This window comes from Gemella sp. 20925_1_85 (assembly GCF_041433735.1).
Classification (GTDB): domain Bacteria; phylum Bacillota; class Bacilli; order Staphylococcales; family Gemellaceae; genus Gemella.
In genome coordinates this window covers 1-23164 of sequence record NZ_JAPWCC010000027.1, presented here as the reverse complement: position 1 = coordinate 23164, position 23164 = coordinate 1, and the positions used below count along the sequence as shown (strand labels likewise).

Annotated in this window: 15 protein-coding genes and 7 tRNA genes; 3 read left to right on the top strand and 19 right to left on the bottom strand. The window is 31.3% G+C overall.

Annotated elements, in window-relative coordinates; genetic code table 11:
* Positions 1 to 244: 244 nt before the first annotated feature.
* Positions 245 to 4594, bottom strand: a complete 4350-nt coding sequence (locus O3884_RS07645; RefSeq protein WP_371452705.1) for a PolC-type DNA polymerase III — start codon at positions 4592 to 4594, stop codon at positions 245 to 247.
* Positions 4595 to 4913: 319 nt separating this feature from the next.
* Positions 4914 to 6614, bottom strand: coding sequence for a proline--tRNA ligase (locus tag O3884_RS07640; protein ID WP_371452704.1), 1701 nt, complete (start codon positions 6612 to 6614; stop codon positions 4914 to 4916).
* A 490-nt stretch (positions 6615 to 7104) separates the two neighbouring features.
* Between O3884_RS07640 and recU the strand changes: the two genes are divergently transcribed.
* Together recU and O3884_RS07630 are read left to right on the top strand one after the other, a co-directional pair.
* Positions 7105 to 7680, top strand: coding sequence for a Holliday junction resolvase RecU (gene recU / locus O3884_RS07635; protein WP_004392809.1), 576 nt, complete (start codon positions 7105 to 7107; stop codon positions 7678 to 7680).
* 6 nt (positions 7681 to 7686) lie between these two features.
* A complete protein-coding gene (locus O3884_RS07630; protein WP_371452703.1) occupies positions 7687 to 9858 on the top strand; it encodes a transglycosylase domain-containing protein in 2172 nt (723 codons plus the stop codon).
* Between the two features lie 40 nt (positions 9859 to 9898).
* Here the strand turns inward: O3884_RS07630 and O3884_RS07625 are convergent, their stop codons facing one another.
* From O3884_RS07625 to gshAB, 10 genes are all read right to left on the bottom strand, one after another.
* Positions 9899 to 10570: an acylneuraminate cytidylyltransferase family protein gene (locus O3884_RS07625; RefSeq protein WP_371452702.1), complete on the bottom strand. Its 672-nt coding sequence runs from the start codon at positions 10568 to 10570 to the stop codon at positions 9899 to 9901.
* Between the two features lie 307 nt (positions 10571 to 10877).
* Positions 10878 to 12161 carry a ferric reductase-like transmembrane domain-containing protein gene (locus O3884_RS07620; RefSeq protein ID WP_371452701.1) on the bottom strand — a complete coding sequence of 428 codons (1284 nt, stop codon included), beginning with the start codon at positions 12159 to 12161 and terminating at the stop codon, positions 10878 to 10880.
* Complete coding sequence (locus O3884_RS07615) at positions 12145 to 12933, bottom strand: FAD:protein FMN transferase (protein WP_371452700.1); 789 nt, start codon at positions 12931 to 12933, stop codon at positions 12145 to 12147. Before O3884_RS07615 ends, O3884_RS07620 begins: the two co-directional genes overlap by 17 nt.
* A 1-nt stretch (position 12934) precedes the next feature.
* Positions 12935 to 13408, bottom strand: coding sequence for an FMN-binding protein (locus O3884_RS07610; protein ID WP_371452699.1), 474 nt, complete (start codon positions 13406 to 13408; stop codon positions 12935 to 12937).
* 204 nt (positions 13409 to 13612) lie between these two features.
* The gene (locus O3884_RS07605) at positions 13613 to 14896 is read right to left on the bottom strand and encodes an MFS transporter (protein ID WP_371452698.1); all 1284 of its coding nucleotides are present in this window, start codon (positions 14894 to 14896) and stop codon (positions 13613 to 13615) included.
* Between the two features lie 175 nt (positions 14897 to 15071).
* Positions 15072 to 15440 carry a DUF956 family protein gene (locus O3884_RS07600; protein ID WP_371452697.1) on the bottom strand — a complete coding sequence of 123 codons (369 nt, stop codon included), beginning with the start codon at positions 15438 to 15440 and terminating at the stop codon, positions 15072 to 15074.
* 81 nt (positions 15441 to 15521) lie between these two features.
* Positions 15522 to 16445, bottom strand: a complete 924-nt coding sequence (locus O3884_RS07595; RefSeq protein ID WP_371452696.1) for a PTS system mannose/fructose/sorbose family transporter subunit IID — start codon at positions 16443 to 16445, stop codon at positions 15522 to 15524.
* A 16-nt stretch (positions 16446 to 16461) separates the two neighbouring features.
* Positions 16462 to 17271, bottom strand: a complete 810-nt coding sequence (locus tag O3884_RS07590; RefSeq protein ID WP_371452695.1) for a PTS mannose/fructose/sorbose transporter subunit IIC — start codon at positions 17269 to 17271, stop codon at positions 16462 to 16464.
* Positions 17272 to 17295: 24 nt separating this feature from the next.
* Entirely contained in the window at positions 17296 to 18279 is a 984-nt protein-coding gene (locus tag O3884_RS07585) for a mannose/fructose/sorbose PTS transporter subunit IIA (protein WP_371452694.1), read from the bottom strand.
* A gap of 390 nt (positions 18280 to 18669) precedes the next feature.
* Entirely contained in the window at positions 18670 to 20931 is a 2262-nt protein-coding gene (gene gshAB / locus O3884_RS07580; protein ID WP_371452693.1) for a bifunctional glutamate--cysteine ligase GshA/glutathione synthetase GshB, read from the bottom strand.
* A 192-nt stretch (positions 20932 to 21123) separates the two neighbouring features.
* Between gshAB and O3884_RS07575 the strand changes: the two genes are divergently transcribed.
* Positions 21124 to 22416: a cytidine deaminase gene (locus tag O3884_RS07575; protein ID WP_371452692.1), complete on the top strand. Its 1293-nt coding sequence runs from the start codon at positions 21124 to 21126 to the stop codon at positions 22414 to 22416.
* A gap of 96 nt (positions 22417 to 22512) precedes the next feature.
* Here O3884_RS07575 and O3884_RS07570 read toward each other — a convergent pair.
* The 7 genes from O3884_RS07570 to O3884_RS07540 form a co-directional block, all read right to left on the bottom strand.
* Positions 22513 to 22584 (bottom strand) — tRNA-Glu (locus tag O3884_RS07570).
* Between the two features lie 42 nt (positions 22585 to 22626).
* Positions 22627 to 22699: transfer RNA gene (locus O3884_RS07565), tRNA-Lys, on the bottom strand.
* Between the two features lies 1 nt (position 22700).
* Positions 22701 to 22776 (bottom strand) — tRNA-Gln (locus O3884_RS07560).
* Between the two features lie 13 nt (positions 22777 to 22789).
* Positions 22790 to 22873, bottom strand: a tRNA-Tyr gene (locus O3884_RS07555).
* Between the two features lie 13 nt (positions 22874 to 22886).
* Positions 22887 to 22962 (bottom strand) — tRNA-Val (locus tag O3884_RS07550).
* 7 nt (positions 22963 to 22969) lie between these two features.
* A tRNA-Glu gene (locus tag O3884_RS07545) sits at positions 22970 to 23044 on the bottom strand.
* A 6-nt stretch (positions 23045 to 23050) separates the two neighbouring features.
* Positions 23051 to 23127, bottom strand: a tRNA-Asn gene (locus tag O3884_RS07540).
* Between the last annotated feature and the right edge of the window lie 37 nt (positions 23128 to 23164).

The following is a 23164-nucleotide window of genomic DNA, read 5'->3' as shown; positions in this document are numbered from 1 at the left end:
AATAAATATTTTTAAAATTTATTTCATTAAGAAAGTATATTCTATACTTAAAAAATAAAACTAGATTTAAACAAATATTTAATATTATTTTTAAATTTTGGTAATGTTGAAATTAACTAGCATTTTAATACGAAATATTAAAAATATTCTGCAAGAATGAAAATAAATTATTTTTAGAAATTTTATATTTATCTTGCAGAATAATCTTTAACTTTATACTATTTTAATTGAATAATTCTCTCAATTACAATTCATCAAAGAATGATAATTGCGCTTTTTCAGGAAGACCTTTTAATGTTCCCATTTCCCTTAAGTATTCTACTACCGTAGATGAAACACTTCCTCGTTTTGAGAAGTCTTCAATTGATAAAAAAGCTTTTTCTTCTCTCGCTTGAACAATTTTATTCGCTACGTTATCTCCAAGTCCTGGAACAATCGAAAACGGTGGGATTAACGTATTTCCTTCAATTATGTAATCATGACTTGCTGATTTTTCCAAATCAACTTTCGAGAATGTAAATCCTCTCTCTATCATCTCATTTGCAATTTCATAACTTACAAGAGCATCTTTATCTTTATTCGATAATTCATTTTTATCTGTAGTTTTGATTTCTTTTATTTTTGCTTTTAGTGTTTCTGCACCCTTAACAACTGTAATAATGTCAAAATCACTAGCTCTGACAGAATAGTAAGCACAGTAGTATGTTAATGGTTGATGCACTTTAAACCAAGCAATTCGAAGCGCCATAAGTACATATGCACATGCATGGGCTTTAGGGAACATATACTTGATTTTTTTACATGAATCAATATACCATTCTGGCACATTATTATCTATCATCTCTTTTTCAAAGTCTTCCGTTAATCCTTTACCTTTCCTTACACTTTCCATTATTTTGAAAGATAAACCTTCTTCTAATCCAGCATGAATTAAATATACCATAATGTCATCACGACAACCAATTACATCTTTAAGTTCACAAGTACCATTTTTGATTAATTCTTGCGCATTACCTAACCAAACATCCGTCCCGTGGGACAATCCAGATATCTGAACTAATTCTGAGTATGTAGTTGGTTTTGTATCATCTAGCATTTGAATAACAAAGTTTGTTCCAAACTCAGGAATACCAAACGTCCCACTCGCTGAATCTACTTGATCTCTAGTAACACCTAGTGCTTCAACTGTTGAGAAAATGCCCATTACTTCAGGATCTGATACATCTATTGTTTTAGGATCAATACCTGATAAGTCTTGCAACTTTCTAATCATAGTCGGGTCATCGTGTCCAAGTATATCAAATTTTAAAATATTATCATGGATAGAGTGGAAATCGAAGTGAGTTGTTCGCCATGGACTCGTTTCATCATCAGCTGGGAATTGATATGGAGTAAAGTCAAAAATATCCATATCATTAGGGACTACTAGTATTCCTCCCGGGTGTTGACCAGTAGTTCTCTTAGAGCCTTCACATCCCGCTGCAATACGTTCAATATCTATACTTCTTTTCTCTATTTCATTCTTCTCATAATAATCTCTAGTAAATGAATAAGCCGTCTTCTCTGCTACAGTCGAAATAGTTCCAGCACGATATACGTAATCTTCACCAAAAATTTCTTTCGTGAAGTTGTGAGCTGTTGCTTGATATTCACCAGAGAAGTTTAAATCTATATCGGGTACTTTATCTCCGTTAAATCCTAAGAATGTTTCGAAAGGAATATCCTGTCCATCTTTTGTCATTTTCACATCACAATGTGGACAGTTTTTATTCGGAAGGTCAAACCCCGATGCATATTCAGCGTTCAAGAAGAATTCACTATGTTTACATTTCGGACAAACGTAATGTGGAGCTAGTGGATTAACCTCTGTAATCTCCATCATTGTAGCAACTAATGATGAACCAACTGATCCCCTTGAACCTACTAGATATCCATCATCTAGTGATTTTTTCACAAGTTTATGTGAAATTAAGTATACTACACTAAATCCATTACCGATAATAGATGCAAGCTCTTTTTCTAATCTTTTTTCTACTATTTCCGGTAACTCTTCACCATAAATCTTATGAGCCATATCATAACTTAGATTACGAACCTCATCAGCTGCCCCTTCAATATTTGGAGTATACAGCTTATCTTTTAACGGTACAACTAACTCAATCATATCATTAATTTTATGCGTATTATCAATAACTAATTCTTCTCTTAATTGTTCATCAAGATAAGAAAATTCTCTTAGCATTTCTTCGGTTGTTAAAAGTGTCGCCATCGGTTTTAAATCACGGGCACCAGGATTGCTTTTCACAGTCAATCTTAGTATTTGTCTGTAAACATGTTGATATTCATCTAAATAATAACAGTCCCCTGTAGCGACAACAATTTTCTCTTTTTTCTTAGCTAATTGAATTAATTTTTTCAGAATTTCTTCTAATTCAGCATTATCGGCTATTCTTTCATTTCTTATAAAATTAGCATAATGATGCTTTGGTTGAATCTCAATATAATCATAAAAATCAATTATATCCTCTACCTTAGCTTCTTTTGAATTTAGCAATTCTTCAAATACTTCGTTATCACCATTACCACTACCTATTAATAAATCTCCACGATATTGTTCTAATAAACTACGTGGTATCGTAGGTTTAGCAGAATTTAAATACTTAGTACAACTATATGAAACTAATCTGAATAAATCTTTAAGTCCCTTAGCATTCTTAACTAAAATCGAACAAGGAAATGTTCTTGAACGTTTATGCGCAAGCTCTAAGTCAATCTTTTCATCAATTTCGTTATGATATTCAATACCTAACTCGTATAATTGGTCTAGCATTTTTACAAAAATTTCTGCCGTAGCCTTTGTATCATAAATAGCTCTGTGGTGTTGAACTAAACGAACTTTGTATAGTTTAGCTAGATTACTAAGACCATGTCTTTTCGCTTCTTTATTTTCAGCACGAGAGACGAATAATGTATCTATACTAGCATTGTTTTTATTCTCTAACCCTAGTCGTTCAAAACAAGTATCTAAAAATCCAAGGTCAAACTTTGCATTGTGGGCTACTAATATGTCATCTTTATCTAACCAATTATAAAAATTAGTCATTACTTCTTTTTCAAATGGAGCATCTTTAACATCATCATTAGTAATACTAGTTAATCTTGTAATAAGTTCTGAAATAGGCCTTTGCGGATTAATATAACTTTCAAAACTATCTATTTCAGCTCCATTTTTCACCTTAACCGCAGCAATCTCGATTAATCTATCACGTTCTGCTGAAAGACCAGTAGTCTCAACGTCGAATACGACATACGTAGCATCTTTTAATTTAAGTTCTTTAGGATTTGTCGTAGCAGTAATACTATCATCCATGATAAATGCATTTAATCCATAGATTGGTTTAATATCTTTACCTTTTGAACTTAAACAAATTTCAGGATATGCTTGAACACCATACGTATCTGTAAAAGCTATGGCTTCATGTCCCCAATCTATAGCTCGGGCTAAATATTCTTTTGCTGAAGAAATACCTTCAAGCTGACTCATCTTCGTATGAGTATTTAGCTCTATTCTCTTTCTTCCACTATAATTATCTTTCTTCTCTTCTTTATGAGCAACCTCAATAGACTTAGGTTCAATGATTGTATCTCTTAAATATGGATCATTACTTACAGCTCCATGAATTTTAAGCCATTGCCCTTTCTTAATCCCTTTTACTAAATCAATTAGTTCATTCTTACGTTTATTTTGGAATTTTGAATTAGGATTATTACCGAATAATCTTAGTATTATAGAATCACTATAATCCGTAAGTTTCAAACGATACTGACTAGAACCATTTCTGTGAACAATCTCTTCAGTCCCAAACACTTGAGCCATTATAGTTACATCCCCAGCATAACCAACAACATCCTTGATTTCTACGATGTCCTCGTCTCGAATTTCTTGTCCATATCGAGTTCCACCGCCGCCTCCAAAGGCAACAAATTTCCTTTCAGATTCTTTTGGTTTTCGTTCAGCTTCTTTTTTCTCTATTTCTTCTAACTTAACGATTTCCTGGGAAATTTTTTCTTCTTGACTCTCTAGTACCGCTTCAACATCAGTTTTAGAAAAATTAGGAATAATGTCTTTAATTACAATACCTAAATTTCTATAACTACTTATTATTTGCTGTTTTCGTTCATTAATAAAGTTATTCCAGATTGATGGAGCCATTATTTTCATAGTCAAAACACTATTGTTAACTTCGACTTCGCTAAATAAAATACTCTCCATTAGAACTTGAGAAATCTCTGAGAAGTTTTCTAATATTATATATTTCCAAAATTCTTTTATTTGCTCATCCGTGACTTCAGCACTTACCTTCAAACGATAATTAACAATATAATCACCTAAGAAATTCTCTCGTAATTTCTGAATAAGTAATGTTAGTTCTTCTACTGAAGGTAAACTTTCTCCACTAAAATTAAACGTCCAAATCTTATTCTTATTATCTTTTTCTATATTATCTAAAGAATAATTTTCAAATTTTGAATTGGATAACTGTTCTTCTAATTCTAATGTTTTAACTAATAAAGAAAAATGTTTATTACTCATGATTCCTCCTACTTTTTTGTATAACTGACTAGGTTTTTATTAATTTTTATGTTTCTCTCCGACTTATTACTAGAGAACAAAAATTAATTATCACAACAATTCTTATAACTTCCATATAAACATAAAAAATTCATTCATCTTAATTCTATTAAAGATAAAATGAATTAACTTTATACACAGATTTTCTATATATTTTTTAGTAATAAAAAATATATTACACATAACTAAATTATACTAAAAATACCAACTAAAAACAAATGGTTATTTTCTTAACAACTATTTATTTTTAATTGGCATTCTTTAATTCAAATTATAATTATTATTTATAAAATGCTTCTACTTTAGCTAATACATCAGCTACTTGAGTATCAACTTTTTCTAAAGTTTGTCTTTCTTTTACTTCTACGATTCCTTCACCAGCTTTTTTACCTACAACTACTTGTAATGGAATACCGATAAGGTCAGCATCGTTAAATTTAACACCAGCACGTTCTGCTCTATCATCGTAAAGAACTTCATATCCTGCTGCTGTTAATTGAGCATATAATTCATCGCTAAGTTTAACTTGATCTTCTTTCTTAACGTCAACACATACTAGGTGCACTTGGTATGGTGCCACTTCTTTAGGCCAAATAATACCTTTTTCATCATTATGTTGTTCGATAATCGCTGAGATACAACGAGTTACCCCAATACCATAACAACCCATGTAGAAGTGATTTGCACGACCATTAGCATCTAAGTACGTAACATCCATAGCTTCTGAATATCCTTTACCAAGTTCGAATACTTGTCCAACCTCGATACCTTTAGCAAATTTAACTGGTCCTGATAAGTCTTCTGCTAAATCACCTTCTTCAATCATTCGAAGGTCATAGTGAGCATCGATTTCATAATCGCCCGGATTTACATTTATGTAGTGGAATCCTTTTTTGTTGGCTCCACAACTGTGGTTATACATATATTTAATAGCATTATCACCGATTACTTTACAGTTTTTGATTCCAAATGGTCCCATATAACCTGGTACTCCACCCATTATTTCCTCAATTTCTTGTTCTGTTGCCATTTCAACTTCAGAAGTTCCAGTAGCTTTCATGAATTTAATATCATTAAGTTGATCATTCCCACGCATAAGAACTAGATAGAATTCTCCATCAGCTTTTAAAGCTAATGCTTTCATCGCACGGTTAACTTCTACACCACAAAATGCAGCAATATCATCAATAGTTTGTTGATTTGGAGTTTCTAATAAACTACGTTCTTTTTTCTCGAAACCTGTAGGCATAGTATAGTTTTGTTCAACTACCGCTGCAGTTTCGATGTTTGCTGAGTAGTCACTCTCTTCAGTATAAACAATTGTATCCTCCCCTACTTCAGCTAATGCTTGGAATTCGTGAGTATAGCTTCCACCAATATTACCAGAATCAGCTTGTACTGCACGATACTTAAGTTCAAATCTATCAAAGATATTACTATATGCTTGATAATAATCTTTATATGTTTCTCTTAATGATTCTGGTGAATCATGGAATGAGTATGCATCTTTCATTATGAACTCTTTACAACGTAATAATCCTAAACGTGGACGAATTTCATCACGGAATTTAGTTTGGATTTGATATAAGTTCATAGGTAATTGTTTATAAGAAGTTACCATGTTATTAACCGTTTGACTGATGATTTCCTCTGCTGTTGGACTTAGGGCATATCCTGCTTTTTTTCTATCTGTTACACGAATAAGTTCTTCTCCCATTTTGTCCCAACGACCAGATTTTTTCCAATATTCATCTGATTGTAAAATAGGCATTAAAAGTTCTGCAGCTCCAATTTTACTATGTTCTTCTCTAATTACTTTTTCAATTTTTTGAATTACACGAGTAGCCAAAGGAAGGTAAGTATAAACTCCTGCAGATACCTGCTTCACCATCCCCGCTTTAATAAGCAACTTATGACTAATTGCTTCTGCAGAGGACGGTACTTCTCTTGTTGTTGGAATAAATGTTTTTGATTGTCTCACAACAATACCACCTCTCATATTTAAAATTTTCTATATTATTATACCATAAAATTTAATGATTTTTTAAAAAATATTATTTTTTTATAATACGAATTATTAAGAATAATAATTCGTATAAATATAAAACTAAACTATTGTTCTTTAAAACCTTATACTCTTAACTAATTATCTAAGGAAAGCAATTAGTTAAAATTCACATCGTACGTTGAGCTATTATACTCGATTATTCTCATATCAATAAAAAGTCTACCCAGTTTTTGGCATTTCCATATATATTCATGGACAGTTTTCTGATGCTTAATAAGCACGTTTCAAGACACCAACACCCTATAATTATAAAGTAACTGCAATGCTTCATCTTTATTCATAAAATGAATATTACTTTAGTAATTAATAAATTCTAAAAATATGACAATTTTCAGCTGTTTATAATTCAAATTTTCTTCAGAATATAGTATAATAGATAGGATAATTATTTATGGAGGGATATATGTTTAATTATCCTAATAAGAAAAGTAATTTTATTCAAAAAACCAAGTATTCTAATCGAGGAATGGAACTTGAAGAAGATATTAATTTTGCGAATAAATATTACTTAAATAATGACATTGCAGTTATTCATAAAAAACCTATTCCAATTCAAATAGTAGAAGTGAATTATCCTAACAGATCGAGTGCTATGATTACCAAAGCTTTCTATAAAACCCCTTCTACAACAGATTACAACGGCCTTTGGAATGGAAAATATATTGATTTTGAGGCTAAGGAGACTAATTCGGCCACTTCATTTTCTTTAAATAATATTCACGAACATCAAATAGAACATATGCAAAAAATTTTAAATCATGGTGGAATTACTTTTATTATTGTTAGATTTAAAAAAATCGATAAAACATTCATACTTCCATTTAAAAAATTCATATTTTTCTATAATCGTGCACAAAATGGTGGAAGAAAATCAATTAAACTAAGTGAATTCGAAGAAACTGCATTTGAATTATCATTTAACTACAAAATAAGATTAGATTATATAACTATTATAAAAAATAATGAAAGTGAGTTTTAACAACAGATGAAAACTTTATTCAAATATATTAGTTCCATCTTTTTTTCAATATGCTTAGTATTATTCTTTGCTATTTTAATACTCTTTGCTAAAGAATTAAGAGATGTTCCAGATATAACTCAGGCTAATTTACAAGATCCATTATCATCAGAAATTTATGATAAAAATCTTAATCTAATAGCTACAGTTGGAGCTGAAAAAAGGGAATATGTATCTATAAATGATATTCCAAAAAATATTACAGACGCTGTACTATCGACAGAAGACTCAAGATTCCAATCTCATATAGGTATTGATCCTATTCGTCTTATCAAAGCAGCGCTTGTAAATATCCGTTCCAATTCGGCACAACAAGGTGCTAGTACAATTACACAACAGGTAGTAAAAAATTCACTACTGACATCTGATAAATCATTACAAAGAAAAATTCAAGAAGCTTATCTGTCTCTTAAATTAGAAAACAGGTACTCTAAAGATGATATATTGGAAATGTACATGAATAAAATTTACTATTCTGATGGGCAATATGGTATTAAAACAGCAGCTAAGTACTTTTACAATAAAGAGTTAAATCAATTAACATTACCTCAAATTGCGCTTCTAACTGGTATGCCTCAGCAACCAATCCTGTATAATCCATACGATTATCCAGAACAAGCTAAAGAGCGTCGAAACACTGTACTATATGCACTTCTAAACAATGATAAAATCACAGAAGCTGAATACAATAATGCAATCAATACCCCTATTATGGATGGAATAGTTGAAAAAACAAAAGAAGAACGTGCAAATCAACACACTTATAATTCTAAATATGCTGCATATATAGACCAGATCGTAAAAGAATTAAAAGAAAATCAAAACTTTGAAAATATTAAAGATCCTCTTTCAATGGGATTAAAAATATACACTAACTTAAATCCAGAATTACAAACATATGTTCAAGATATGTTAGATAACCAAAGCTCACCAATGGTACCCCATGCATCTCAAGCTGCTATATCAGTTCTTGATACAAAAACTGGTCTAATCGAAGCTATTGGTGGTGGAAAAAATTATAAGGCTGGTGGTTATAACTTTGCAGTTGATGCCCGTGTTCAACCAGGGTCATCGATTAAACCATTAATTGATTATGCTCCTGGTATAGAATATTATGGCTGGGATTCTCAAACTACATTCTCAGATTCACCTTATCAAATTGCTGGAACTAATTTCTATATCCAAAACTGGGACAGACTTTACCACGGTACGGTTACTATGAGTACTGCATTATCTTGGTCTTATAATATTCCAGCGGTTCGCGCATTCGAAACAGTTGGATACGAAAGATCTAAACATTTCGCTGAAAAACTAGGTATACCGGTAACAAAAGATGAACCGACAACGGCTATTGGAGGTAACGTCGATGGAGTTTCTACTCTTCAAATGGCAGGTGCATTCGCATCTTTCGGTAATAAAGGATATTACAATAAGCCTTCAACAATAGTTAAAGTATTTAATGCAAATGGTAAAGAATTACCAAATATTAAAGATGAACCTGTTAAAGCAATGTCAGAAGAGACAGCATATTTAATAACAAATGTATTAAAAGGTGTACTTTCTAGTAATGGTACTTCTCCAAACGGTAAAGTAGCTAACTTCGATATGGCTGGTAAGTCTGGTTCAAGTACATTCGATGATTCTGCTTACTATAATTATGGTATAGATGTTGTAAACTCTACTAAAGACAGTTGGATGATTGGTTACACAACTGACTACACAGTTGCCGTTTGGCAAGGAGCTGATATGGTAGACTCTGCTGCAAAAGCATTATCTTCAGAACAAGCAAAAACTACACAGGTAATTATGGCAGATGTAATGAAAAAAGTTTCAGATAAACAAGTACCTGCTGCATTTGAAAAACCTGCAGGAATCGAAACAAAAAATGGCGTAGAATATGCTAAAGAAAGGAATACAGAGACTGACTATATGTACGCTGGTACAGATAGAGATGCTGTTTACCAAGCTGCTATCGCTCAAAAGCAACGTGATAACCGTTCTGCTCTTACAACAGTATTCAACTCTTTAACAAATTCTACTAATAGAGCAAACGGTGCTGTTCCTGCTCAAAATCAAAGACAAACAGCAGGTAGAACAACTGCAAATAATTCTGCTCGTACAAATCAAACAAGACGGTAATATATAAAAAGAATCGTGAACAACTTCACGATTCTTTTTATTATTCTATATAGTTTTTATACAAACTTTCACAAATTTCAAAATCTAATTTATCATCAATATCATAACTATATATTTTATCCATCTCATAGACTTTTGTTTTATTTGTATAAAAAGTTTTATCCTTTAAATAATTATTTTTTGTCGACATCCATATAGAACCATTAGGATATATATAGTCTGGTTCATCTTGTCTCCTATAATTTCCACCATGACAAGAAGGAACTAAATACCCCCTTTGTTCATCCATAAACAAGCTTTTACTTACTCTAGGTTTAGTAAATGACACAAGGTGATCACAATCTTTAAATAAATTAAATGCTGTATGTATGTGTTCTACTTTTCTAAGTGGAGAAGTTACTTGTAAATTTATAAAAATAAAATCTTCTTTAATTTCTTTAAATAAAAATTCTAAGGTTTCAAAAGTTGTAGAAGAGTCAAGAGAAACTTCGTCTGTACGTTTTATGTATTTGCATTTTTTTCCATATTCATATGCACATAAATTAAGATATTCTTCTGAATCAGAAGATACCCATATTTCATCAAATTTCTTACTATCAATAGCTACATCAATTGTATAGAAACATAATGGCTTTCCACAGAATAACTTTATATTCTTATCTAATAATCCCTTTGAACTTTTTCGTATCAAAATAACTGCTATTTTCTTCAAAATATCCTCCTCTCCTAACTACTTTTCTTTTTATATCATAGTACATTGTATCATTATAATTTATCTAATACAATAATTTTAATATTTAAAACTTCCTTTAACTCTAATAAAAAAGAGGGAGTGACTCAACAAAGTCTCTATTTCTTAAGAAACAAGATTTTTTCGAGTCACCCCCACACAGGTTATTGGATATCTAAAAAGCTTTTATAAAGTAAATTTAGATATCAATAAACCACTGCTCCTATGAGTTATAATATATACTTTTTGAAATTTAGGACTTTTGGATTAACCCAATTTTTTAAAACTTCTAGAAGTTAAAACCTTCATAGAATATTCTATTTTTCTTTATACCTTTTTCCTTTAGCATTTTTTCATACGCTATATTCATCGCCATTGGACCAGCAATTATATAATTATACTCTTCACCAACCGGTAAATATTTATCTAATTGCTCTGTTGTGAATCTTCCATTTTGAGAATATGATTTAAAATTACTTCTTTCATTCCATAACGCAAATTTTTCTTGATATAAAAGTTTTTTATCCTTTTTCACAGTATATAAGAATGTTATATTTTTATTATCAAATTTATCTGCTAATCCAAGTAAAGGAACAACACCAATTCCTCCACCAATAAGAACAAATTTTTCATTCTTACCTGACTTTTCAATCATTGAACTTAATACACCATATCCTCTAGTTAAATTAACTTTTTCTCCTATCTCTAAATTAGGAAGATTTTTTGTGAAATCCCCTACACCTTCAATTGACATCTGAACATAGCCATCTCGTTCTGGGATATTCAATATAGAAAATGGATGTGGCTCCTTCATCCCTCTTACATTAGGGAAAGAGATAAATGCAAAATCACCCGCTTCTATTTTTTTAAAAACAGATTTACTGGTAGTAATTGTTAACTCTGTAATATTTGAATCTACTTTTCTAGCATTTTTTAAAAGTCCTACTTGTACATTTATATACTTATTATATGCATAGTGTCCATAAGCACCGAATGCAATTACAGTGTATAAGATTACTAAAATAGTAAATGGAACTATACTTCTTATATATGGAATCAGAAGAACATGAAGGAAAGCTAATAGTGCAGCTACTAAATTAAGTCTATGTATCCACATAGATAACTCATGTTTAAAGATTTTTTCTAACATTTTTTTAATCTTCATTAAGATACTTATTCTTGAAGTTAACCAACCAGCCATAAAAACAAGTGAGTATGCAATGATTCCTATAAATATATTCATTGACCATTCCCCTGTTAATTTTATAAGTCCTGATGATTTTAAAAGTTGATCATGTAAGTACATAAAAATTACAGCAAAAATTGCGGTTACTCCATGAATTATATACATATCCGGTAATCCTATTATTCTATCTAACCATTTCGGCTGTGAAGATAGGAAAATTGCTGATAGCATCCATGAATAGGCAAATACTCCTAAATTAACTGCTAGTACTCTACTCCCAAAAACCTCTGGCAAACCATTTCCTAATGTCACTATTAATGGTAACGGTATTGTTAACAATACTATTAACCAAATCATATTAAATATAAATCTATGTTCTCTCAACATCCGTTATTTTCCCTCCCTCAAAAACTCTTTTTTTTCCCTCTTTTGTTAACAAGATACCTGTTAACAATTTATTTTCTACTATTTCACTCCAAATTCTCTCATTAGCAACTACTCCTGCAGTTGCTAATACATCAACATCTGATAGATATCTTCCAACTACAGTGATTTGAACATGATTTATCTCATTATCACTTTTGATATGTTCACCTTTTTTACTAAGCCCCGAAGTTGCCACCGCTCCATTTTTTATACTATACTTAGCAATTATTTTCTCCTTGACTTCAGGATTTTCTATCCCTATTTTCCAAGAAAAGTTACTATTAGATTTTGTACCAACCTGAATGTCTCCTGCTCCGTTAATTGCTCCTGCTTCTATAATATTATTATCTATAAGAGGTTTTATATATTTCATAAAAGCATTCTCTATTGCCCAGCCCTTCACAAATCCTGTTGGATTATATTTTCCGCCAAAAAATGGATTAAACAGACCTTGAGTCTCTTTTTTAGCTATTATAGACCTGCTGTAAACTTCTTGATACTCTAAATCAAAAAAATCTTCTTGTAAAACTTCACCTATACCAGTATGTTTACTAACTAAACTATCTGGAAGAAATGGAGAAAATTTCTCTTCCACATTTTTCAAATATTTATCAATCTCATTTACGACCTGATTCAACGCTTCTATCAAAATTTCATCAAAATTATCCCTTACAAAGACAATTGTGAAAGGCATGTTCATTCTTTTTAATACATAAGTTTTATACTTAACCATACTACTTTGCCTTATTTAATGCATTTTGTAAAGAACCTTTAAATCCTTTGAATGTTTCAGATGCTCCAGAAACCAGTGCAATATCACTACTTTGAGCTTCTATTACTTCTTCAACATATTTAGGAAGTGCCGTCTTATTAATGTTTTGTGAAAATTCTTCATCTGGCTGAAGAAGTACATTAACATTGGCTATTTTCCCACCTTGAACGGCTACACTTACTTGGAAATTCCCTACGTTTGTTTTTGTGACAGCCCCTGTATACGTACCATCTTTATATGTTACACCTTCTTTAGTTGAGGAAGTTGAATTATTAGTTGTATTTTTTGTTTCTTTATTTTCCACTTGGTTAGTATTCTGTGTTTTTTGATTTGTCGGTGTAGTTTGTATACTTGGTTTAAGAAAAGTATAGTATCCCGCTGTCAATGCTGATGCTCCTACAACTCCAATTAATGCTGTCTTTTTTATTTTACTCATATTTTTTCTCCTTTAAATCGTTTTTATAGATAATATATCACAATTTTCATATGCATCCTACTAATTTGCATTAAATATATTATATAATTTTTTGTTAAAATCAAAATAATATTGGTACTTTAATTTTATCTTCAAAATATCCTATTTTTTCATCATATATCAAAAAAATCTTTAGAGATAAAAATACCTCTAAAGATTCTTTTGTTATTTCTTCGGTCTTGTTTCAGGGAATGTAAATACAAAAATGATATAAATTAAACTTCCTAATAAATAGAATATTATTGACGAAGAATACCCAAAGTGATTTAAAACTAAACTCCAAGTAAAGTTAAATAATGTATAAATTGCATATCCAAAAGCCCAAAATATTCCAAACATTATCGTTAATCTTTGAGAATTCATATTCGGTAATTCATAAGGTAAATTTAGATATACTGGGTATTGTGAATACATGAAAAATCCTGATAAGCTAAACATAGCATATGCTAGTACTACATTACTAGATACAAAGAATAATCCTAATGCCATACATCCAATCATCAATACTCCATGAGCAATTAAAAATGGTTTTCTTCTAAAGTTTAATTTTCTAGTAACCATTAAGCTAAATAAAGTTCCAATTATTCCACCAAGTGTTACAGTTAATATCATAAATTCTGGTTTAAAACTTGAATTATGAGCATGTTCTGCTACAACTCTAGGAAGCGAAACTAACGGCATAACATAAAGGAATAAAAATCCACCAAAACCTAATGAAAATACATAGATAAATTTATCTTTAAATCCATCCGCATAAGTATATTTTTTAGCCTCTTCTTCGTGTAATGTTTCTTTTGATTCAATTAACAATTTATAAACAAAGTAGTTTGGATGTTTCCACGTAATTGTTGGTTCAAAATCATGAGAAAACATTAACCAACAGATAAAGAGAATTATACTAAAAATACTAAATCCTATCATAGTATAACGCCAATCATCTACAAAGTGTTCTTTAAATAATAGGAATAAGATTGCAACTAATGCCGCTCCAACATTATACGCTGCTGTTATTATTGCACTTGTCATTATTTTCTTATCATTCGGTATAAACTTAGCTACGAACGAGTTTATAAATACAATTATCATTGATCCACCGAATGCCATAATCATTCTAGAAAATGTATATAACCAATAGTTATGCGTGAAAATTGCAAAGAAAGAAAAACATAGACAAAATAATGCTAATATTGCAGCTTTCTTTGGATGTAACTTAATTAATATAAATGCAGCAAGTAGATTAGCGATAATTCTTGCTATAGTAATTGTATAATTAACTACTTCTGAAATTATGGGAGAAACCTTTTCTCCATTAAAATAATGATCTGTGATTTGTTTTGATAAGTTTGATCCTGCTACCCAGTTAGTAGCAAACACTACATATGCAGCAATTAGGATAGCAAACATGAGAATTCCTTGCTTTCGCGTAGGTGAATTTGCAGATAATTCCATTTATATACCTCTTTTTTTATAATTTAGTAATACAACGTCTTCCTGTTATAATACTGATTTTTATTTTCAATTATAGTTTAATATAAAACATATGAAAATGCAAGAAAAAAATTAATTTTACAATACGTTTTCATATAATTATTTTCAAAATAAAAGAAAGATTAATATCAAAGTATTAATCTTTCTTCTTAAATAGATTTTTTAATGATAAAATAGGTTTATTTCTAACTATCTTATCATTTCCAATGAATTCTCTCATTTCTTTTAAACATTTTCCAGAATTTTTTACAATAAAGTTAAAACTCCCTGCACTTTTAGTATCTATAAAAAAACCTCTGATATATTTATCTCTAAAGAACATTTGAGCTCTAACTTTATCTATTTCTGTCCACGGTATTTGAATATAATCCTCTGTATTTCTATGATTATAAAATTCAAAGGCTTTGTCACCTACCATTATATCTCCATGCTTATTTCCTATTGAACCTGTAAGACAATTAGCTTTGCTTGTGTATATAACCTTTCTATTCATAGACATTACCATTACTCACACCTCCTATAGATTTCTCATAATTAATTTCAAAAAAGGAAGTTGAGACCTTTTGACTCAACTTCCTAAACTTTATTACATTACACCAGCTACGTGAGCAATTACACCTAAAGCAAATAATCCGAAGATTATTACTACTGGGCTTACTTTACGTTTTAATAACCACATACATACGAATGTTAATAATAACGCCGCAAATCCAGGAATAAGTTGATTTAAGTTATCTTGTAATGTTGTAACTTTTTCTGGTGTTAATGAGAATTTTCCACTTGTTGCTTTTGTAACAATATCTTGTAATACTTCACCAGTAACGTGTGTACCTTTTTCTGGGAAGTGAATATATGCTTTTTCATCTAATTGTACTTTAGAAACAACTAATGGGAAGCTGATGTTAGTCCAACGTTGAACTAAGATACCCATTACGAACATACCAAGGATTGAAGCTCCTTTTGTAATTGTTTGTAAAATACCACCTGAAAGGTCACTTGTAATTTCTGAACCTTTTTTATACCCAAATTCTTGTGTATACCATAAGAATCCAATACGAATTAAGTTCCATGCGATAAAGAAGAATAATGGTGCAATAATTGAACCACCAGTTGCTAATGAAGCTGCGATAGCTCCAAGGATAGGACGAACTGTAAACCAGAATACTGGATCCCCAATACCTGCTAATGGTCCCATCATACCAACTTTAACCCCTTGGATTGCTGCATCATCGATATCAGCTCCATTTGCTTTATCTTCTTCTAAAGCAAGTGTAACCCCAAGAATAGGTGCTGCAATATATGGGTGAGTGTTAAAGAACTCTAAGTGACGTTTTAATGCTTTAGTAGCATCTTCTTTGTTTGGATATAATTTTTTAAGAGCTGGGATTAAAGCAAATGCCCAACCACCATTTTGCATACGTTCATAGTTCCATGAACCTTGAAGGAACTGAGAACGTAACATAACGCTACGACGATCTTTTTTACTTAATGTAATTTTTTTCTCTGACATTTGTAGTTCCTCCTTATTAATAATCGTTTAAGATATCGCCTAGTGGATCCCCAGATGAGGCATTTCCACCACCGCCGCCACCTTTGTTTTTAGAAAGGTTTAGGTAGAGAATTGCTAAACATAATCCGATAATACCAGTTGCGATAAGTGTTAATTCATTAATTGGTGCTAATGCGAATCCTAAGAAGAAGAATGGCCATACTTCTTTAGTTGCCATTAGGTTAATAACCATTGCGAAACCAACTGCAACTACCATTCCTCCACCGATTGCCATACCTTCAGTAAACCATTTTGGTAATGCTTCAAGAGCTTTTTGAACTACTGATGATGGAATGAACATTAATAATCCTGCTGGAATAGCAACACGTAATCCTTGAGCTGCAAGTGCTACGTAGTGCCAGAATTCAACTCCACGGAAGTTACCGTGTTCTGCCGCGCGGTCAGCTTGGTGAACAATAACTACTGATAATGTACGAACAACCATTGTAAGCACAAGACCAACTGTAGCTAATGTAACAGCTGTTGCGATAGCGATAATACGTCCTTCAGCTGAGAAATCTCCAGCTTTAATGAAAATAATAGCAGATGCTACTGATGCTAACGCTGCATCTGGAGCAACCGCTGCCCCAATATTAGCCCATCCAAGTGCTAATAATTGAAGAGCTCCACCTAAAATAATACCTTCTGATAAATGTCCTGTTGCTAAACCGATTAATGAACAAGCAATAATTGGTTGATGGAATTGGAATTGGTCTAAGATACTTTCCATACCAGCTAATAACGCAACAATTAGGACTAATATAACTGTTAGAATACTAAATTCCATAGTGTCCTCCTAATTTCTATTAAATTATAATTTTAAACCTTCACTTGATTTAGCTTCAATAAGTTTGAATAAATCTGATGGAGTATCGTTAGATACTTTACGAACATCAAATTTAACACCTAAATCACGAAGTTTTTTATATACTTCTACATCTTCTTGATCTAATGATAATACATTGTTAATTTGAACTTTACCAACTGAGTGAGCCATAGATCCGATGTTTAATTCTGGAATCTCTACTCCTTTTTCAATTACTGCAAGTGCATCTTGTGGTGTTTCAAATAATAATAACGCTTTTGTATCACCAAATCTTGGATCGTTATAAACTTGAACAAGTTTATCTAATGGAATTACGTGTGCTCGTACTCCTGGAGGAGCTGCTTGCTCAATTAGTTTTTTACGTAATTCGTCTTTTGATACTGAATCTGAAACTACAATAATTCTGTTTGGATGAGTTGCTTTTGTCCAGTTTGTAGCAACTTGTCCATGTAGCAGACGAGTATCGATACGGGCTAATACAAAGTCTATTTTCCCGTTTCCTAATACTGTACCTTCAGGAATTTCTCCTTGAGGTGCAGCTGTTGTACTTTCAGCTACTTCTGCTTTTGGTTGTAGTTCTTCAGGGCGAACTTTAACTCCATCAATAGCTGTTGGTGTGATTGCTTTTGCAATCTCGTGAGCTGTTGTCATAGTGAATCTACTAGCATATGCTTCGATAAGCATTGGTAAGTTTAATCCTGCTACGATTGCTCTTTTCTCTGGTGCTTCTTCAAATAACTTGTTAGCATGGTTAAATGGACTTCCACCCCAAAGATCGACAAGGAAAAGAATTTCTTCAGAATCTACTTTTGCAATAGCTTCTTGAAGTTTTCTTTGCAAGTCTTCTGGCCCTTCACTTGGCATAAATACAACTGCTTCTACTTTTTCTTGTTCACCAAAAATCATAGAACCTGATTGTTTAATTCCTGCAGCAAATTCACCGTGACTCGCGATGATAATTCCTACCATCTTAGTACCTCCTTTTATTTAATTCTTATTTATTATGACGTGTATACCTTTGCATACAAATAGATTATATCATTTATTATTTTTTTTGTAAATGTTTTAGTTTCCTACTTTACAAACAATGCAATCGATTTCTATTTTTTTATTTTTAATATGCTATATATATTTTTTCACGATAAATATATATAACAGTTTAATTAACTTATGTAAGGCGAATTTTATTATATTTCTCCTGTTCGTTATGTTAAATTTAATTTTTAAAAATATCTTATGAAAATATTTTTTTCATACTTTCATAAGATTGCAATTGTTTTTTTATTAGATAGTATAGTAAAAAATAATAACGCAACAGTCTATTGACACGTTACGTTATTATGTTATTATTTTAATAATTTACTTTATATTCTTTTCTGGAAATAACATTTTTAATACATTTAGTGATAATCTTCTAGATTTACCTGAATGTGGATAAATATGCATCATCATCATAGGATTAAAATTAGCTTCGATAACTCCATAATTATTAGTAGTTACAGGTTCCTTTATATTAGAAATAATCAAGTCTACACCACAAACCTTGGCCATCATAGCATCTGCTATTTCGACAGCTAGTTCTTTATAGCTTTCATGAACTTCATTTGTCATATCCACGGAATCTCCACCTGTACTGATATTTGAATTTTCTCTTAAATATGCTACTTCGTTCTTAGCTAATATAGAATCAAAATTTAATCCTTGTTCAGATAATTGAAGTTTTTCAATTTCTCCAAGTTCGATTTTTTTCAGCGGTGTTTTCTTAGCATCTCCTCTTAACGGATCTGAATTTTTTTGTTCAACCAATTCTCTTATTGTATGTTTACCGTCACCCACAACATTTGCAGGTACTCTTAATAATACAGCCTCTGTTTTCCCTTCAATAACAAAAAATCTATACTCTGTCCCCTCAATAAACTCTTCAATAAGTATATCCTTATCTTCTTTAAGAGCAAACTCGATGGCTTTAGAATAGTTTTCTACTGAACTTGTTCCATTTTTAAAAATTGTTATACCTAGGCCAAAATTTGTGCTCTTCGGTTTTATAACTATCGGTTTATTTTTTATAAAATTAAATTTTTGAACAGCTTCTTCTAAACTTGAAACTTCATATCCTTTTGGAACTCTAAGACCTTTTTCAGCTAATACTTTTTTAGTAACAACCTTATTTTCCATAATTAGCGGAGAAATATAACTGTCTTTACTTGTCATATTTCCATTTTTTACATATTCTACTCTTCCATTGCTTTCTAAACGAATAAACTGATCATTTTCATCTATAACAGTAACTTTAATACCATTTTTTATTGCATCTTCAATTACGGCTTGTGTAGATAGCTCCATATTTGAATATGCACTTAATGAATAATATTCTCTTAAAGCATCCTCTTTATACAGTTTAGCTAACTTCATTCCTACTTTAGCCATATCATGTTCTTTTTGATATTCTTTTAAAAGTCTAGCACCTATAGTAAGTTCGGGATTTTTTAATTCTTCAATCTTCTCATCTATTAAATCGATATCACTATCTAGTAAACTTACTTCTTCTACCATGTTTTTCATTTGATTTAATAGCCACAGTCCCTCTTCTTCATACTTAACTTTTTCCATTGGATGTGAAAGAGCCACATTCTCACTGTATTCATACCCTAAAGATTCAGAAGTATTTTTATCCAGTTCTTCTAACCAAACTAGAGTTTTTATGAATAAATGTACAAATCTAATATCTTTTTCTAAAATACCAAATGGTGCAAATGGGTTTAAATCAAATAATCTAAATTCAATATACTTAATGCCTTGATCTGGGAATTTTTTGATAGTATCTGCACCTCTGAAACGAACACTAGAATAAAATTCTTTTTCAGCTATTAATTGTTTATTTTCTACATATCCTGTTATGTCTTTAATATATTTTTCTAACGTACTATATGACACTTTAATATCGTCTTCATTTACATAACCATATCTACTAGTTCTTAAACTTCTTACAAAATCAGTTGGTTTTATACCATCTGTAAAATATTTATCCTCTGCCAAAGGAGAAGCACCCAAAAGATAAATTAAAAGCCATTGATATCTTAAAAACTGTCTAGCAAGTTTTAGATAAACATCGTTTTTTACAGTTACTATATCCTCTCCAGTAATTTCAGAAATTTTCTCCATCAACATATCATCTAGTTGGAAATTATAATGTATACCTGATACCATTTGTTTATACTTTCCATATTTTTTTACTAAATATTCTCTATACTCTACATCAAATTGTTTTTCAAATTGTGCAACTCTGATGTCTTCTTCATTAGGTAGTATAGCGGGTACACTTAAAGGCCAAATATATTCATCTTTTGGTAAGTTTTTTAAAGTTACCTCATGGATAGCATTTAAAATCCTTAAAACATCTTTTTCATTATTTTCTGGTGTTGTTATCAACTCAACCTGTGATTCAGCAAAATCAGTCTGAATGTAAGGATGCTCGTGTCTTATTCCAAATATTTTTGGATGATCAGTTTTAGTTATTTCCCCATTTCCTAAAACACGTTGTCCTTCTTTTTCTATACCAATTTTAACATTAGCAAATAATTCTTCTAAATTATTATTTTTTATTATATCTTTAATTATCATATTACATCACTCTCTACAAACAGTATAGTTATCTTCTATCTTATCATAAATACACAATTAATAATAGAAATTGAACTCAACTCTAATGCAATTTCCAATACTCACTTACAATATTTATATATATATGATATAATCAAATTACACTTAAGAAAGGGGATAAATACGATTTACTATCGTATTTCTAAATTTTTTATGATTAAATTAATAGCTAGTGATATGGATGGAACTTTATTAAATCATAACCATAAAATTCCTAAAGAAAATGTAAAACTTATTAATTTTGCTAAAAATCAAGGAATAGAATTTGTAGTAGCAACAGGGAGAGCCTATTATGAAGCTTTACCAGCATTAAATGAAGAAAATATTAGTTGTGATGTGATTAGTTTTAATGGTGGTATCGTCTATGATAAAAGTGGCAATATCATCAGTATTACTCCAATGGTACCAAAAGATTTATACTATACAATTGAAATATTAAAAAGTTTTGATATAAGTTATCAACTTTATACAAAAAATACTATATATACTAGAAGTATAGAAACTGATATAAACGCATATATAGATTTAATCAGGTCTAATGGCTATGAACCAGATGTTGAGCATTTACGAGCAGAAGCACAACTAAAACTAGATTTGGGATATATTACTGAGGTTGAGAATATAGAATTATACCTTAACGAAGAAGAAAATCCACCAATCAAAATAATAGCAATATCTAATGATATATCAAAACTAGAAAATGCTACCAAACTATTATCAGAAAATACAAATATAAGTGTCACATCTTCTGGGGCGAATAATATAGAAATAATGCATAAGAATGCTACTAAAGGCGAAGCCTTAAAAGAAATAGCTAAAATCTATGGAATCAACTTAGAAAATTCTGTAGCAATTGGAGATAATCTAAATGATCAAGCAATGCTGGATATTGTCGGATACAGCGTTGCTATGAAAAATGGTAATACAATATTAAAAGAACAAGCAAAATACGTAACAGAAAAAACAAATTCTGAAGGAGGTGTTGCGGATACTATATTCAAATTAATAAAACAAAACAATGAAATTAAAGAGGATATCAATGAAGAATTAGTAAAAGCAGCAATCGATGCAACAAAATATGCTTACGTTCCCTACTCTAATTTTAAAGTAGGTGCTGCAATATTAGCTGAAAATGGAAAAATTTATACTGGTTGTAATATTGAAAATGCTAGTTACTCTCCAACAAACTGTGCAGAAAGAACAGCAATTTTTAAAGCTGTAAGTGAAGGAGTTACAAAATTTAAAAAAATAGCAGTAGTAGGTGGCCCTAATGGTAATCTAGAAAATTATTGTCCACCTTGTGGAGTTTGTCGACAAGTAATTTCTGAATTTGCAGATGAAGATTTTGAATTAATCTTAGGTACTTCAGAAAATACCTACGCTATATACAACTTCTTTGAAGAAGTTTTACCTCTAAGTTTTACAGCAAAAGAATTAAAAAAATAAAGTTAAATGGTCATTAGAAAATAAATTCTAATGACCTTTCTTTTCTACTATTCAAAATAAAAAAAAGTCGTAACTAAAGTTACGACTAGGTTAAGATGACCCGTACGGGATTCGAACCCGTGTTACCGCCGTGAAAGGGCGGTGTCTTAACCACTTGACCAACGGGCCAAAAATATAAAAGGCTAAATAATTAGCCTTTTATTCAATTAATGAGCCATGAAGGACTCGAACCTTCGACCCTTTGATTAAAAGTCAAATGCTCTACCAACTGAGCTAATGGCTCATGGCTGGGATACCTGGATTCGAACCAGGGGAATGACGGAGTCAAAGTCCGTTGCCTTACCGCTTGGCTATATCCCAATAACATTTAGAATGGTGGGAAGAAGTGGATTCGAACCACTGAACCCGAAGGAGCGGATTTACAGTCCGCCGCGTTTAGCCTCTTCGCTATCTTCCCGGCTTATTAAAAATGGTGGAGGTTAACGGGATCGAACCGCTGACCCCTTGCTTGTAAGGCAAGTGCTCTCCCAGCTGAGCTAAACCTCCGTTCAAATGGTGACCCGTACGGGATTCGAACCCGTGTTACCGCCGTGAAAGGGCGGTGTCTTAACCACTTGACCAACGGGCCAAAAAATGGCTCCACAGGCAGGACTCGAACCTGCGACCCTCTGATTAACAGTCAGATGCTACTACCAACTGAGCTACTGTGGAATAATAAGTCTAATGCTTTAGCACTAGACCTCAAATG

Excerpts from the sequence above, each read along its gene's own strand:
- O3884_RS07645 (WP_371452705.1), bottom strand. The coding sequence starts at position 4,594 with ATGAGTAATAAACATTTTTCTTTATTAGTTAAAACATTAGAATTAGAA.
- recU (WP_004392809.1), top strand. The coding sequence starts at position 7,105 with ATGTTTAATTATCCTAATAAGAAAAGTAATTTTATTCAAAAAACCAAG.
- O3884_RS07630 (WP_371452703.1), top strand. The coding sequence starts at position 7,687 with ATGAAAACTTTATTCAAATATATTAGTTCCATCTTTTTTTCAATATGC.
- O3884_RS07620 (WP_371452701.1), bottom strand. The coding sequence starts at position 12,161 with ATGTTGAGAGAACATAGATTTATATTTAATATGATTTGGTTAATAGTA.
- O3884_RS07615 (WP_371452700.1), bottom strand. The coding sequence starts at position 12,933 with ATGGTTAAGTATAAAACTTATGTATTAAAAAGAATGAACATGCCTTTC.
- O3884_RS07610 (WP_371452699.1), bottom strand. The coding sequence starts at position 13,408 with ATGAGTAAAATAAAAAAGACAGCATTAATTGGAGTTGTAGGAGCATCA.
- O3884_RS07605 (WP_371452698.1), bottom strand. The coding sequence starts at position 14,896 with ATGGAATTATCTGCAAATTCACCTACGCGAAAGCAAGGAATTCTCATG.
- O3884_RS07600 (WP_371452697.1), bottom strand. The coding sequence starts at position 15,440 with ATGGTAATGTCTATGAATAGAAAGGTTATATACACAAGCAAAGCTAAT.
- O3884_RS07595 (WP_371452696.1), bottom strand. The coding sequence starts at position 16,445 with ATGTCAGAGAAAAAAATTACATTAAGTAAAAAAGATCGTCGTAGCGTT.
- O3884_RS07590 (WP_371452695.1), bottom strand. The coding sequence starts at position 17,271 with ATGGAATTTAGTATTCTAACAGTTATATTAGTCCTAATTGTTGCGTTA.
- O3884_RS07585 (WP_371452694.1), bottom strand. The coding sequence starts at position 18,279 with ATGGTAGGAATTATCATCGCGAGTCACGGTGAATTTGCTGCAGGAATT.
- gshAB (WP_371452693.1), bottom strand. The coding sequence starts at position 20,931 with ATGATAATTAAAGATATAATAAAAAATAATAATTTAGAAGAATTATTT.
- O3884_RS07575 (WP_371452692.1), top strand. The coding sequence starts at position 21,124 with ATGATTAAATTAATAGCTAGTGATATGGATGGAACTTTATTAAATCAT.